The sequence below is a fragment of the Alterluteimonas muca genome (assembly GCF_021191595.1).
Classification (GTDB): domain Bacteria; phylum Pseudomonadota; class Gammaproteobacteria; order Xanthomonadales; family Xanthomonadaceae; genus Luteimonas; species Luteimonas muca.
The window spans coordinates 192,208-206,452 of sequence record NZ_JAIWPS010000004.1; the positions used below are offsets into that span (position 1 = coordinate 192,208).

Annotated in this window: 15 protein-coding genes; all 15 read right to left on the bottom strand. The window is 69.8% G+C overall.

Annotated features, from left to right (window positions below):
• Nucleotides 1–10: 10 nt before the first annotated feature.
• The 15 genes from chrA to asnS all read right to left on the bottom strand — a co-directional run bounded on the left by chrA (nucleotide 11) and on the right by asnS (nucleotide 14,176).
• A complete protein-coding gene (gene chrA / locus LDO11_RS07930) occupies nucleotides 11–1,222 on the bottom strand; it encodes a chromate efflux transporter (RefSeq protein ID WP_232141046.1) in 1,212 nt (403 codons plus the stop codon).
• Nucleotides 1,223–1,282: 60 nt separating this feature from the next.
• On the bottom strand, nucleotides 1,283–1,825 hold the full coding sequence (locus tag LDO11_RS07935) for a DUF2939 domain-containing protein (protein ID WP_232141047.1): 543 nt from the start codon (nucleotides 1,823–1,825) through the stop codon (nucleotides 1,283–1,285).
• An 82-nt stretch (nucleotides 1,826–1,907) separates the two neighbouring features.
• Nucleotides 1,908–2,594: a DUF2461 domain-containing protein gene (locus LDO11_RS07940; RefSeq protein WP_232141048.1), complete on the bottom strand. Its 687-nt coding sequence runs from the start codon at nucleotides 2,592–2,594 to the stop codon at nucleotides 1,908–1,910.
• A gap of 82 nt (nucleotides 2,595–2,676) precedes the next feature.
• The gene (sbcB, locus tag LDO11_RS07945; RefSeq protein WP_232141049.1) at nucleotides 2,677–4,119 is read right to left on the bottom strand and encodes an exodeoxyribonuclease I; all 1,443 of its coding nucleotides are present in this window, start codon (nucleotides 4,117–4,119) and stop codon (nucleotides 2,677–2,679) included.
• Nucleotides 4,120–4,229: 110 nt separating this feature from the next.
• Nucleotides 4,230–5,597 carry an FAD-dependent oxidoreductase gene (locus LDO11_RS07950; RefSeq protein ID WP_232141050.1) on the bottom strand — a complete coding sequence of 456 codons (1,368 nt, stop codon included), beginning with the start codon at nucleotides 5,595–5,597 and terminating at the stop codon, nucleotides 4,230–4,232.
• Entirely contained in the window at nucleotides 5,594–6,886 is a 1,293-nt protein-coding gene (gene kynU, locus LDO11_RS07955; RefSeq protein WP_232141051.1) for a kynureninase, read from the bottom strand. Before kynU ends, LDO11_RS07950 begins: the two co-directional genes overlap by 4 nt.
• A gap of 79 nt (nucleotides 6,887–6,965) precedes the next feature.
• On the bottom strand, nucleotides 6,966–7,991 hold the full coding sequence (locus tag LDO11_RS07960) for an amidohydrolase family protein (protein WP_232141052.1): 1,026 nt from the start codon (nucleotides 7,989–7,991) through the stop codon (nucleotides 6,966–6,968).
• A 143-nt stretch (nucleotides 7,992–8,134) separates the two neighbouring features.
• The gene (locus LDO11_RS07965) at nucleotides 8,135–8,698 is read right to left on the bottom strand and encodes a 3-hydroxyanthranilate 3,4-dioxygenase (RefSeq protein ID WP_129135962.1); all 564 of its coding nucleotides are present in this window, start codon (nucleotides 8,696–8,698) and stop codon (nucleotides 8,135–8,137) included.
• A gap of 58 nt (nucleotides 8,699–8,756) precedes the next feature.
• Nucleotides 8,757–9,194: a RidA family protein gene (locus LDO11_RS07970; RefSeq protein WP_232141053.1), complete on the bottom strand. Its 438-nt coding sequence runs from the start codon at nucleotides 9,192–9,194 to the stop codon at nucleotides 8,757–8,759.
• Entirely contained in the window at nucleotides 9,187–9,861 is a 675-nt protein-coding gene (can, locus tag LDO11_RS07975; protein ID WP_232141054.1) for a carbonate dehydratase, read from the bottom strand. The genes LDO11_RS07970 and can overlap by 8 nt, the downstream gene beginning before the upstream one ends.
• An 18-nt stretch (nucleotides 9,862–9,879) precedes the next feature.
• Complete coding sequence (locus LDO11_RS07980; RefSeq protein ID WP_232141055.1) at nucleotides 9,880–11,301, bottom strand: aldehyde dehydrogenase; 1,422 nt, start codon at nucleotides 11,299–11,301, stop codon at nucleotides 9,880–9,882.
• An 18-nt stretch (nucleotides 11,302–11,319) separates the two neighbouring features.
• Nucleotides 11,320–12,108 (bottom strand): SDR family NAD(P)-dependent oxidoreductase, encoded by a 789-nt coding sequence (locus tag LDO11_RS07985; protein WP_232141056.1) that lies wholly within the window; start codon nucleotides 12,106–12,108, stop codon nucleotides 11,320–11,322.
• Nucleotides 12,109–12,130: 22 nt separating this feature from the next.
• Entirely contained in the window at nucleotides 12,131–12,463 is a 333-nt protein-coding gene (locus LDO11_RS07990) for a hypothetical protein (RefSeq protein ID WP_232141057.1), read from the bottom strand.
• Nucleotides 12,464–12,470: 7 nt separating this feature from the next.
• Nucleotides 12,471–12,770, bottom strand: coding sequence for a hypothetical protein (locus tag LDO11_RS07995; protein WP_129135956.1), 300 nt, complete (start codon nucleotides 12,768–12,770; stop codon nucleotides 12,471–12,473).
• A 5-nt stretch (nucleotides 12,771–12,775) separates the two neighbouring features.
• Nucleotides 12,776–14,176 carry an asparagine--tRNA ligase gene (asnS, locus tag LDO11_RS08000; protein WP_232141058.1) on the bottom strand — a complete coding sequence of 467 codons (1,401 nt, stop codon included), beginning with the start codon at nucleotides 14,174–14,176 and terminating at the stop codon, nucleotides 12,776–12,778.
• Nucleotides 14,177–14,245: the final 69 nt, after the last annotated feature.

Genomic DNA, 14,245 nt, shown 5'->3' on the forward strand with positions numbered 1-14,245 from the left:
CCCGGACGCCTCAGGCCGCGCCGGTGAGCACGGCCGCGACCACGCAGAACAGCACGACCCAGGGCACCGCGACCCGACCGGTCAGCAACAGTGCGAATGCGCCCACGGCAATCACCAGATCCGCAACGCCATGGATCGCCGTCACCCACAGCGGGTCGTACAGCGCTGCCGCGAGCAGGCCCACCACGGCGGCATTGATGCCGGCAACCACCCTGGCCGCCGCCGGGCGGGCGAGCAGGCGCGTCCAACCCGGCAGGGTGGCGGTCACCAGCAGGAATCCGGGCAGGAAGATCGCGACCAGGGCCAGGCCCGCCGAGGCGGCCGGGGGAAGCCCGGCGTGGATCCCTGCACCGAGGTAGGCCGACAGCGCGAACATCGGCCCTGGCAACGCCTGTGCCGCGCCATACCCGGTGATGAACGCATCCGCGTCCATCCAGCCCGGCTCGACCACGGCCTGTTGCAACAATGGCAGCACGACGTGGCCGCCGCCGAAGACCAGCGCACCGGTCCGGTAGAACGCAGCGAGCAGGCCGGGTACACCCGGCGAGGGCGACAGCGGCATGGCCAACGCCAGCCCGAGGAGCGCGGCGAAGGCCAGCAGGCAGGCAAGCGCGGCGCGGTGTCCGACATGCCAGCGTTGGCCGGTGGTCGCAGGGCCGCGGACGTGCGCGCAGAAGGCAAGGCCCAGCAGCGCCCCCAGCACCACCGCGGACAACTGGCTCCAGGCACCGCCCGTCAACAGCACGAGTGCCACCGCGCTCACGGCGATGGCGGCGCGCGCGACATCCGGCACGAGCGATCGCGCCATTCCCAGCAGGCCGTGGGCGACCACCGCAACCGCGACGATCTTCAGCCCCTGCACGATGCTTCCGGTCACGGCGTGCGGTAAAAGCATCGGCGCGAGCACGGCCAGCGCGAACATCAGCAGTGCCGAGGGCAGGGTAAAGCCCACGAACGCGGCCAGCGCGCCGGGCCAGCCGGCACGATCGAGGCCGATGGCGAATCCCAGCTGGCTGCTGGCAGGGCCTGGCAGGAACTGGCAGACGGCCATCAAATGGACGAACCGCTGGTCGTCGAGCCAGCGGCGGCGCTCGACGAACTCCCGGCGCAGGTAGGCCAGGTGGGCAATCGGCCCACCGAATGACGTGAGGCCCAGCAGGAGGAAGATGCCAAACACCTCCAGCGATGACGCCTGTGCAGCCGAGCGGGTCGGGCGGTTCACGGTCTCATGGCCGGCGTGCAGGGCGCTTCCGTATCCGGTCCCCGGGGGATGCGGCAACGCTCACGGCGAGACGCGGATATCCGAAAGCCGCCAGTGCAGGCCCTTGCGGGTCAGCACGAACACCATCGGCCGGGCACCTTCGTCTTCGATGGTCACCGTGAAGCGCGACGTCGATTCGTAGCGGTAGCGCGCCTCGCGGAACGGCTGCGGGCGCTGGCTTTCGTCGAGGCTGCGCGCGGGCGGGGAGCCGTCGAGGCGCGACCACACGCGCCGGCCCTCCATCAGTGCCGCCAGCCCCACCGGCGTGGCCATGGCATCGACCACGCCACCGGCCAGCCCGCTGGCGACCCGCAGGCCAAGCCGTCCGAACACGTTGGCCTGGGCCCGATCGCCGTACTCCCTCGCGATGTGGCCTTCGGCCTGGGCGCGGAGGTTGGCGCGCAGGGCGGGGAAATCCACCTGGCGGGCGAGGGCGCGGGTGTCGTCGTTACGGATCGCCTGTTCGATGCCACGGATGGTCAGCCACGGCCCGGCGACGACGTACGCCAGCACCGCCAGTACGATCGCGAGCACCGCCCACGGCAGCCATCGCGTGCGCCTCATGTCGATCCTCCATCGCAGCCGGTCGCGGCCGCATGGCGCGGTGCGGGGGCGGCGGTCGGGAGGGCGGAGAGAGAGGCGGCCATCAGAATTCCAGGTCCAGCGCGGCGCACAGGTAGTCCATGAACGGCGCGGTCGCGGCCAGTTCGCGGGCGATGGTCTGGCGCAGCCGCGGCCCGGCCATGGTGGCATCGTCGAGCGGGCGCAGGATGACGAAGTTGCGACGGCGCAGGTCGTCGCGGTAGTCGAAGTCGTCGGGATAACCGCGCGGCACCCGGACCAGCATGTCGTCGGCCGACAGGCTCCAGCGACGGCATAGCGCAGGATCGTGCGCGGCGCGACCCCAGCCCTGCGGGTTGTCGACGAGGAACTGGCGGATCCGTCGCAGCACCGGCGTCTCCGGATGCCAGATGCCCGCGGCGAGGAAGTTCTCCCCGGGCTGCAGGTGGATGTACCACGACGGTGCAGGCACCTCGCGGTGGCGCGCATGGAACAGCTTCGCGCCCTGCCAGCGCTTGTAGGGCGACTTGTCGTTGGCGTAGCGGGTATCGCGGTGGATGCGGAACAGCGAGCCGCCGACCGGCCGCGGATCGGCGCGGAACTGCAGGCTGACCGCAGCGAGATCCGGCTGCAGGTCGCCCAGCAGGCGCTGGAACGGCTCGCGTACGTGCGCTTCGTAATCGGCCTTGTGGGCATGGAACCACTCGCGCTCGTTGTGGCGCGCGAGGCTGTGCAGGAACCGGAAGGAGCGGTCGGAGAAATAGGCGGGCATTGGCGACCGCGACGTGGGTGTGCGGGCATTCTAGGGTGGCACTGCCGAACGCCGCTTCACTGCCGGCCGGTGCGGCGCGGAGCTAACCGAGCGATACCTCGATCCCACGGCCCCATGCCTCCAGCCGGTCGAGCAGCACCTGCACCCGGCCGTCGCCGGCATGGGCCTGGCGCATCTGCGCGATCTCGGCGAAGAATCCCGGCAGCGAGTGTTCCGACAGCTCACTGCCCTCGGCAAGGCGCTGGCGGCGGTAGGCGTCCCAGCGCACGCGCTCGCCGGCGTCCAGATGTTCCGGCCAGTTGCGCGCGCGGTAGCGGAACAGCAGCTCGTCCAGCCGTGGGTCCTGGAAACCGAACGTGCGCGTGCCCAGCTGGTCGGGCGGCGTCGCGCGCACCTCGGCGCAGCGCTTGCGGTCGCCATCGCCAAGGAAGCCGTCGTAGATCGCGCCGTCGGCGTCGGTTGCCGCGCGCTCGGCCTCTTGGGCATACACGCGCCGCACCTTCTCGGCCAGCGCGGGTCCGGCGTCGCGCAGCCGCTGCGCGCGCGCCTGCACCAGCGCATCGTCGATGCACAGGCGCTCGCGGTCGGCATCGGTGAGATGCCGCCAGGCCACCAGCGACGGGCAGCGGTTGAGATGGACTTCCTTGAGCGGGATACGCGTCTCGCCTTCGGGCAGGTCGCGCGCCGGGGTGTACAGGCGGTCGGCGATCTCCGCCGGATCGAGGTCGAGCAGGCGTTCCGGTTCGCCTTCGAGGTCGAACACGATCACGCGACCGTCGATACGCGGATGGCGCGTCAGCGGCAGTACCGCGGCCGCGCACATCCGCGAGGCCGGATAGCGCTGCGAGACATGCAGCACCGGCTGCATCGCCACCGTATCGAGCAGCGAGGCCGCATGGCGCTTGTCGCGCAGGCGCAGCGCGTAGTCCCACAGCCGCGGCTGCGACTCGCGCAGGCGGCGTGCCATGCCGATCAGCGCACGGACGTCGGACACCGCCTCGTGGGCGTCGCCGATGCGCACGCCGTTGGCGGCGGCCAGGTGTTCGAGCCGGAACGAGGTGGCGCCGTCGTCGCGGCGTGGCCAGATGATGCCGTCCGGCCGCAGCGCATGGGCGAGCCGCATCACGTCGAGCAGGTCCCAGCGTGAATTGCCCCCGCGCCACTCGCGTTCGTAGGGGTCGTGGAAGTTCCGGTACAGGCCGCAGCGGATGAACTCGTCGTCGAAGCGCAGCGAGTTGTAGCCGACGCTGCAGCTGCGCGGCTGCGCCATCGCCTCGTGGATGAGTGCGAACGCCTCGGCCTCGCGCATGCCATCGCGCAGCGCGCGTTGCGGCTCGATGCCGGTGACCAGCGTCGCTCCCGGCGACGGCAGCAGGTCGTCGGCGGGCCGGACCAGCAGGTCGATCGGGGCTTCTATTTCCTCCAGAAGCTCGTTGGTGCGGATGGCCGCGAACTGGGCAATGCGCGTGCGCCGCGGATCGCTGCCAAAGGTTTCGAGATCGTAGAAAAGAAAGCTGGATGACATGAAAAGCGGTGGTCCTGGCGAGTCACTGGCATCGGCCGTGGCGACGGCATCGTTTCAATCGCGTCGGAGCGTGCACCTGGCGCGATCGTGGAAGAGAAGGCTGGGCGACATCAGCGCTCCGGATCCAGCGCGGCCAGGCGTTCACGCACGCGTACATCGAGCATCGCCCAGTCGACCGCGTCGAGCGAATCGATGCCGGCCGTCGCCTCGCGCAGCAGTTCGCGCTGCACCTCGCTGCGCTCCAGCGCCACGCGGTACGGGATCCGCATGAAGGTCACCATCGCGTAGTGCGGCACGAAGCGGCCGGGATGGCGTTCCTGCAGCACCAGTTCGAGTGCGCGCTGCAGCAGGTAGTCGGCATCGTCGACGCGGTCGCGCATCTCGTAGTAGTTCTCCAGCGCCATGTGCTGGATGGCCTCGGCGTTCGGCTTGCGCTCGGCCTCGAAGGCGGCGAACGCGGCCTCGAACGAGTCGGCGTTGCCGATATGCCGCGCCAGCGACACGCAGTCCTCGAACGCGCAGTTCATCCCCTGGCCGTGGAACGGCACCATCGCGTGCGCGGCGTCACCCATCAGCACCGCGCGTCCGTCCAGCGCCCACCGGTCGAGGTACAGCGTGGCCAGCATGCCGACCGGGTTGGCCTGCCAGTCCGCTTCCAGGTCGGGGATCAGGGCCACCGCATCGGCGAAGTCGCGCTCGAACAGCGCACGCGCCTGTGCCGGCGTGCGCACCGTGTCGAAGCCGGGATTGCCGGTGTTGGGCATGAACAGCGTGACGGTGAAGGTGCGTTCGTCGTTGGGCAGGGCGATGCACATGTAGTCGCCACGCGGCCAGATGTGCAGCGCATTGGGCTCGATGCGGAAGCCGCCGTCATCGGCCGGCGGGATCTCCAGCTCGCGATAGGAATGACCCAGGGGCTCGACCCGTTCGCCGAGGTCGATGACGTCCGTCATCGCCGCACGCAGCGCCGAACCGGCACCATCGGCGCCGATCACCGCGTCGAAAACCACGCGGTCGACGCTGCCATCGCGGTCGTCGACGAAGCGCGCCTCGCGCGCATCGAAGTCGACACCGTCGAGGCGGCTGTCGAAATGCACCCGCGCGCCCGCGTCTTCCGCGATGCCGAGCAGGGTGATGTTGAGGTCGCCGCGGTGCACCGACCAGATCACTTCGGAATCGTCGCGGCCATAGCGCTGCAGCTGCTGGCTGCCGTCGGCGAAATGCACCATGCGCCCGCGCATCATCACCGCCTGGCGCATCACCGCGTCGTCGGCATCGGCCTGGCGCAGGGCGTGCCGGCCCCGTTCGGCCAGCGCCAGGTTGATCGAGCGGCCGCCGGCATAACCCTGTCGCCGCGGATCACCGCGCTTCTCGTACAGATCCACCTGCCAGCCCTGGCGGGCGAGCAGGGCGCCCAGCAGCGCACCTGCCAGGCCAGCGCCGACGATCACGATGCGCTGGCCCGCGGCCGGCTTCACGGCGCGTCCCCCGGCGCACGTCCGTCGCGCCAGGCCAGCGCGCTACGAGCGAAGCGCAGCACGTCGGCATGCGAGTTGTAGAGCGGGGCCGGAGAGATCCGGATCACGTCGGGCTCGCGCCAGTCACCGAGCACGCCGTCAGCGGCGAGATGCTCGAACAGCGCGCGCCCCGCATCGCGACCGGCACGCACGCGCAGCGACAGCTGGCAGCCACGCTGCGCCGGGTCCGCGGGGGTGACGATCTCCAGCGCGTCGTCGAGATGGCCGCGCACCAGCGATTCCAGGTAGCCGGTCAGGCGCTCCGAGCGTGCACGCAACGCATCCATGCCGGCGCGGGCAAACAGGTCCAGCGAGGCGCGCAGCGGCGCCAGCCCGAGGATTGGCGGATTGCTGAGCTGCCAGCCGTCGGCGCCGGGCGTGGGCACGAACTCCGGGCCCATGCGGAATCGCGTGGCCTTGTCATGTCCCCACCAGCCGGCAAAGCGGGGGTGGTCGGCGCGTGCGTGGCGTGCGTGCACGAAGGCGCCGCCCACCGCGCCCGGACCGCTGTTGAGGTATTTGTAGTGGCACCACACCGCGAAGTCGGCGTCGGCATCGTGCAGGTGCACGGGCAGGTTGCCGACGGCATGGGCTAGATCGAACCCGACGACCGCGCCCGCGGCATGGCCAAGGCGGGTGATCTCCGCAAGATCGAAGGCCTGCCCCGTGCGGTACTGCACGCCCGGCCACAGCACCAGCGCCAGCCGCGGGCCATGGCGCTCGATGGCCCCGGCGATGGCCGCCGTCGACAGCGTGCCGCCGGGCAGGTCGGGCTCGACTTCGATCAGGTCGGTGGCCGGGTCGAAGCCGTGGAAGCGGATCTGCGAGGCGACTGCATGGCGGTCGGAAGGAAACGCGCCGGCCTCGATCAGGATCGCCGGGCGCTCGGCGGTCGGCCGGTAGAAGCTCACCATCAGCAGGTGCAGGTTGGCGGTCAGCGAGTTCATCGCCACCACTTCGGCCGGCTCCGCGCCCACGACCGATGCCAACGGCTCCGCCACCAGCTCGTGGTAGGTCATCCACTGTGCGGGTCCGCGGAAGTGACCTTCCACGGCGATCCGTGCCCACTGGTCGAGAACCTCCTCCACGTGGGCGCGCGCGCCGCGCGGCTGCAGGCCCAGCGAGTTGCCGACGAAATAGGCCTGCTCACCCTCGCCATGGCGTGGCAGGTGGAATTCGGCGCGCAGGGCGGAGAGCGGGTCGGCCGCGTCGAGCGCCGTGGCGTGGCTGCTGGAAAGAAGATCGGTCATCGGGGTTCCGGAACGGGATTGGCCGTGGTCGATGCTGGTCGGCAACGATCAGCGGTGGCATCGGGGCTGGTGCGCAGGTTCATGCGAACCGCGACAGCGGCAGGCCGAGCCATTCGAGTGCGGTGCCGTGGTAGAGCCGCGCCTGTCCTTCCGCGTCGAGTCCGAGTTCGGCGATCCCCGCGCCCGGGGTCTGTTCACCGAGCGGGAATGGATAGTCCGTTCCCAGCATCACCCGATCGATGCCGCAGGTATCGATGAGGTAGCGCAGCGCGTGCGGGTCGGCCACCCAGGAATCGAAGTACATGCGCTTGAGGTAGCCGCGCGGGTTGTGCGGATTGTCGGTGGCGACCAGGTCCGGGCGCATGTTGAAGCCATGCTCGATGCGGCCGATCGTGTACGGGAAGCTGCCGCCGCCATGGGCCATGCAGATCTTCAGCTTCGGCAGGCGCTCCAGCACGCCACCGAAGACCAGCGAGCAGGCCGCACGCGACTGCTCGGCCGGCATGCCGACCAGCCACGGCAACCAGTACTTGGGCATGGTGTCGGTGCCCATCATGTCCCACGGATGCACGAGGATCGCCGCGCCGAGATCGGCCGCGGCCTCGAAGAACGGGAACAGTTCCGGTGCATCGAGGTTCCAGTGCTGGCCGTCGGACAGCTGCACGTGCGAGCCGATCTGCACGCCCTGCAGGCCGAGCTGGTCGATGCAGCGTTCGAGTTCCTGCACCGCCAGCCGCGGCGACTGCAGCGGCACCGTGCCGATGCCGGCGTAATGGCGCGGGAAGTCCCGGCAGGTCTGCGCCATGTGGTCGTTGAGCGCCTGGTGCAGCTCCAGCGCGTGCTGCGGTCGCGCCCAGTAGCTGAACATCACCGGCACCGTGCTGATCACCTGCACCTGCACGCCGAAGCGCGCGAAGTCGTCGATGCGCTCCTGCGCGTCCCAGGTCTTCGACCAGATCTCGCGGAAGAACCTGCCGTCCTTGTAGATGCGGTGGCGCCCATCCGGGGTGTGGTGGATCACCGGGAAGCGCGCGTCGCCGTACTTGCGGGCGAGGTCGGGCCAGTCGCGCGGCAGGTAGTGGGCGTGGATGTCGATCTTGAGCATGGCGGTCATCGTAGACGACGCCGGTCGGGCGGGCGACCCGGGCGGCCGGCTCACCGACCCTGCGCGCCCCGACGGCCCCGTCGACGATCAAACCGTGGTCGGGCTACGGCTCGTGCGCGGCGTGGCAGCACACCCGGGGGGACTCAGGTGATATCGGCCTGCGAATCCGCCTGCATCTCGTAACGCGTGGGCCGCGGATTGAGATGCCCGCATGCCTTGCAGGTGCGCAGGTCGTCGCTGCGGTAGAAGGCCTCGAACACCCGGAAGAAGTCCTGCTCGATATCGGTGAGGTGGAAGAACTCCTCGTACAGCTTCGCGTTGCACTGCACGCAGAACCACATCAGCCCATCGTCCTCGTGCGGCAGCCTGCGCCGCTCGATGACGATCCCGATCGAACCTTCGCCACGCTGCGGCGAGTGCGGTACGCGCGGCGGCAGCAGGAAGGTCTCGCCGGCGCGGATCGGGATGTCGCGTACCCGGCCCGGCTCCCCATCAGAGTGATCCTGGATGCGCAGCACCATTTCGCCTTCGAGCTGGTAGAACCATTCCGGGCCGTCCTCGTAGTGGTAGTCGGTGCGAGCGTTCGGACCGCCCACGACCATGACGATGAAGTCACCGTCGTAGATGCACTTGTTGCCCACCGGCGGCTTCAGCAGGTGGCGGTTGTCCTCGATCCACTTCTGGAAGTTCAGCGGTGCGGGAATCATCGGGAATCCTCCACATGGAGCGGCACGCGCCAGGATGACGCGCCTGCGATGGGCAGGCCTATGCCGGGGTGCGCGGTGTGACCGCGGCGATGCATTTCAGTTCGATGGCGATCGGTGTGGGCAGCGCGGTGATGCCGAGGGTGGTGCGGCAGGGCGCGGTGGCCGGATCCGGGAACGCTTCGGCCCACACCGCGTTGTAGCGGGCGAAATCGCCGGCCATGTCGGTCAGGTAGACGGTCACGTCGACAAGATCCTCCCAGCGCGCGCCGCTGGCTTCGAGCACCGCGCGCACGTTGGCGAACACCGCGCGCGTCTGCGCGGTGATGTCGTGGGCGACCAGCTGGCCCTCGTCGTCGAACACGTTGCCGGGAACCGAGTCGGTGCGCGGGTCGCGCGGACCGATGCCGGACAGGAACAGCAGGTCGCCGACCCGTCGCGCATGCGGATAGCGCCCGACCGGGCGCGGTGCGGCACCGGCGTGGACGACGTCAGTCATCGCGCCGGCCACGCGCCGCGACGTCGGCCACCTCGGCCACTGCCCTGGCGTAGGCGGGTGCCAGCGCCTCCGGTGCGCTGACGTCCATCGACAGCTCGCGCACGCGGCCATCGCCCAGCGCGTAGACCCATCCATGCACGGTCAGCCGCTGGCCGCGCGCCCAGGCGTCCTGGACCACGGTGGTCTCGCACACGTTGAACGCCTGCTCGATCGCATTGAGCTCGCACATGCGTGCATGGCGCAGCGAAGGATCGCTGACGGATGCCAGCAGCGGTGCGTGTTTCTTGGTGAGGTCGCCGACGTGGCGCAGCCAGTTGTCGGCCAGCCCCACGCGGGTGCCGGTCATCGCCGCATGCACGCCGCCGCAGCCGTAGTGGCCCACCAGCAGGATGTGCTCGACCTTGAGGATGTCCACCGCGAACTGGATCACCGACAGCGCGTTGAGGTCGCCGTGCGACATCACGTTGGCGATGTTGCGGTGGACGAACACCTCGCCCGGGTCCAGCCCGAGGATCTGGTTGGCCGGTACGCGCGAATCGGAACAGCCGATCCACAGGTAGCGCGGGGTCTGCTGAGTGGACAGACGGTGGAAGAAGCCCGGGTCGTCGCGGGAAACGCGTTCGGCCCAGTCGCGGTTGCGTTGCAGGAGGTTGTCGAGTTCGCCCATGCGCGGATTATTCCAGAGTCATCCGTAGGGCAGGCTCACGTTCTTTGGTTCGGTGAAGAAGCGCATGGCCTCCATGCCGCCCTCGCGGCCGACGCCCGATTGCCCGGTGCCGCCGAACGGCGTGCGCAGGTCGCGCACCAGCCAGCTGTTGATCCAGACGATGCCGACGCGCAGTTCCGCCGCCATCCGGTGGGCACGGGCGAGATCGCGCGTCCACACGCTGGCGGCAAGCCCGTAGTCGCAGGCATTGGCCAACGCCAGTGCGTGGGCATCGTCGTCGAAGGGTTGCAGGGTGGCGACCGGGCCGAAGATCTCCTCGCGATTGGTCGCGGTATCGGCACCCAGGCCTTCGAGCAGCGTCGGTGCCACGAACCAGCCCGGGCGGTCGAGTGCGTGTCCGCCGCACAACACCTGCGCGCCCTCGTCGCGCGCGCGCGCGATGGCGGCCATCACCTTGTCGAAGTGCACCTGCGACACCAGCGGGCCCATGCGCGCATCGGGATCCATCGGGTCGCCGGGCACCAGTTCGCCCACGTGTGCGACCAGCGCATCGCGGAAGCGGTGCCAGATGGCGCGCTCCACCAGCAGGCGCGAGCCGCACAGGCAGATCTGCCCGCTGTTCTGGAAGGTCGAGCGCACGATGGTGTCGAGCTGGTCTTCCCAGTCGCTGTCGGCGAACACCAGCGTGGCGTTCTTGCCGCCGAGCTCGAGCGACAGCTTCTTCAGCATCGGCGCCGCGATCGCCGCGATCCGCCGGCCCACCGCGGTGCTGCCGGTGAACGAGATCGCACGCACCTGCGGGTGCGACACCAGTGCTTCGCCCACCACCGCGCCGCGGCCGTGGACGATGTTGAGCGCGCCATCGGGAAAGCCGGCCCCATGCAGCAGTTCGCCCAGCATGGTAGCGGTGGCGGGCGTGATCTCGGAGGGCTTCGCCACCACCGTGTTGCCCGCGGCCAGCGCGGGCGCGATCTTCCAGGTGAACAGGTACAGCGGCAGGTTCCACGGCGAGATCGTGGCGACCACGCCCAGCGGCAGCCGCAGCGTGTAGTTCAGCCCGGCCTGGCCGTGGTGGCATTCGCTGGCGAACTGGGTGGCGGCATGGGCGAAGAAGCGCAGGTTGGCGACCGCGCGCGGAATCTCCGCATCGCGTGCCAGCGCGAACGGCTTGCCGCCATCGCGGGCTTCGGCGTGGGCGAAATCGTCGAGGCGCGCTTCCACCGCGTCCGCCAGCCGTTCAAGGCAGCGTGCGCGCCGTTCGGCCGGCCAGTCGCTCCACTCCGGGAACGCGCCGGACGCCGCTTCAACGGCGGCGTGCACGTCCCCGGCACTGCCGTCGGCGACGTCCGCATAGGTGAGGCCGCGCGCCGGGTCCGCCACCTCGAGCCAGTGCTCGGAGCCGTGCGGCTGCCCGCCGATGAGATGTTGATAGCGCAGCATGCGCACAGCTTAGCGCTGTCAGATCGACGCCATCCGCCCGCCGTCGACCGCCAGGCTGACGCCGTTGACATAGGCCGCGGCCGGCGAGCACAGGAAGGCGATGACGCCGCCGGTCTCTTCCGGCCGGGCGAAGCGGCGTGCCGGCACGCCGGCGGCCATGTCGGCACGGATGTCGGCCTCGGCGCGACCCTCGCGTGCCGCGCGGTCACGCACGATCTGGTCGATGCGCCCGGTCTCGGTGAAGCCCGGCAGCACGTTGTTGACGGTGATGCCGTCGGCGGCAAGCTCGCGCGAGAGCGTCTTCGCCCAGCCCGCGACCGCGCCGCGCACGGTGTTGGAGACCCCGAGGCCTGCGATGGGCTCGCGCACCGAGGTCGAGACGACATTGACGATGCGGCCCCAGCGACGTTCGCGCATGTGCGGCAGGACCGCCTGCACCAGCGTCTGCCCGGCCACCAGGTGGCGGCGGAAGGCGTCGAGGTAGGCATCCACGGCGGCTTCGTGGGCGCTGCCACCCGGCGGGCCGCCGGTGTTGTTGACCAGGATGTCGACCGGCCGCTGCACCAGCAGCTGTTGCAGCGACGCCTGCAGGCCCGCGGTATCGGCCACATCGGCGACGCACCAGCCGTACTGCTGGCCGTCGTGGGCAACCGGCAGTGCATCGACGACCGCCCGCAACGCCGGCTCGCGCCGCGCCAGCACGGTCACCGCGGCCCCGAGCAGGGCGAGCTCATGTGCGGCCGCGCGGCCGATGCCTTCCGACCCTCCGCAGACCAGGGCGTGCTTGCCGGTGAGGTCGAGGTCCATCGCAGGCTCCGGGGCAGGTGGGTCAGGCGTTGCCGGCGGCCAACCGGTGCACCATCAGCGGGCGCAGCTGGTCGTCGTCGGTGGCCTGCGGCGGGGCGAGTTCGTCAAGCGAGAACCCGCGCGCCAGTGCATCGTCCTCGTCGAGGCCGTCGTAGCCGACGAATTCCGCATCCAGCAGCGCCGCCCGCGCGGTGTCCTCGCTGTCGTAGGCCAGCGTGTTGCCGTCGCTGTCGAACACCTCTGCGGTACCGCCGGCACGCAGGCGCAGCCGGGCCCAGACCACGGTGCGGCCGAGCGTCGCCAGCCACCACTCGTCATAGCTATGTTCCCCGGCGGGGTCGCGGATCTCGTGCATGGATTCCTCAGCTCAGCGCCCACAGGGCGAGCAGGCCTGCGAATGCGAGGCCGATCATGGTGACCACCAGCGCGATGCGAGCCGGCGTGGCGAGCCCGGTGAACTGGCGGTCGGCAACCTCGCGGTAGCCGCCCGACAGCAGCCAGCGCAGGGCGGCCGGGCGCAGGAACGCGTTTTCGCCCAGCCGCGCGCGCACCGCGGGTTCGCGCTCGCGCAGGTGCACCAGCGACAGCGGCCAGAAGATCACGAAGGCGCAGGTGCCGCCGATGGCGACGCCGACGAAGACCAGGGCCATGAACAGGATCACGGTGCTCAGAACTCCGCGTGGCCGGGCGCGCGCGGGTAGGGGATCGCGTCACGGATGTTGGACAGGCCGCAGACATAGACCACCAGGCGCTCGAAGCCCAGGCCGAAGCCCGCATGCGGCACGGTGCCGTAGCGGCGGAAGTCGCGATACCAGCCGTAGTGCTCGCGGTCGAGGCCGAACTGGTCCATGCGCGCATCGAGCACGTCCAGGCGCTCCTCGCGCTGCGAGCCACCGATGATCTCGCCGATGCCCGGCGCCAGCACGTCCATCGCGGCGACGGTTTTGCCGTCATCGTTGAGGCGCATGTAGAACGCCTTGATGTGCTCGGGGTAGTTGGTCACCACCACCGGGCGGCCGACGTGCTGCTCGGTCAGCCAGCGCTCGTGCTCGGTCTGCAGGTCCAGGCCCCATTCGGCCGGGAACTCGAACTTGTGCCCGGAGTTGCGCAGCAGTTCCACGGCATCGGTGTACTCGATGCGCTCGAACGGTGCGTTGACGAACTTCTCCAGCCGGGTGATGGCGTCCTTCTGCACGCGCTCGGCGATGAACGCCATGTCGTCGGCACGTTCGTCGAGTACCGCGCGGAACAGGTACTTGAGGAAGTCCTCGGCCACCCGCGCATCCTCGGCGAGGTCGGCGAAGGCGATCTCCGGCTCCACCATCCAGAACTCGGCCAGGTGGCGGGTGGTGTTGGAGTTCTCGGCGCGGAAGGTCGGCCCGAAGGTGTAGACCTTGGACAGCGCCAGGCAGTAGGCCTCGACATTGAGCTGGCCGGACACGGTCAGAAACGCCTCGCGACCGAAGAAGTCGCGCGAGAAGTCGACACTTCCGTCCGGGCTGCGCGGCAGGTTGGCCATGTCCAGCGTCGACACCCGGAACATCTGCCCGGCGCCCTCGGCGTCGGACGTGGTGATGATCGGGGTGCTGATCCAGTAGTAGCCCTGCTCGTGGAAATAGCGGTGCACCGCCTGCGACAGGCAGTGGCGGATGCGGGTGACCGCACCGAACAGGTTGGTGCGCGGGCGCAGGTGGGCGACCTCGCGCAGGAATTCCAGCGAATGCGCCTTGGGCTGGATGGGGTAGGTCTCCGGATCCTCGACCCAGCCCACCACCTCCACCTCGCGCGCCTGGATCTCGAACTGCTGGCCCTGGCCCTGCGACTTCACCAGCGTGCCGCGTGCGATCACCGCGCAGCCGGCGGTGAGCCGCTTCACTTCGCTGTCGTAGTTGGGCAGATCCGAATGCGCGACCACCTGGATCGGGTGGAACCCCGACCCGTCGCTGACATTGACGAAGCTCAGCCCGGCCTTGGAGTCGCGCCGGGTCCGCACCCAGCCACGCACCGTCACCTCGCCGCCCTCGGGCACCTTGCCCGCCAGCGCCTGCGCCACGCTTACCGTCGTCATGCTGGAATCCCGTGCAGAGAATCGTTGTCGGAAGCGCCGCAGTCTACCGAAAACTCAGGCGCCGCTAAG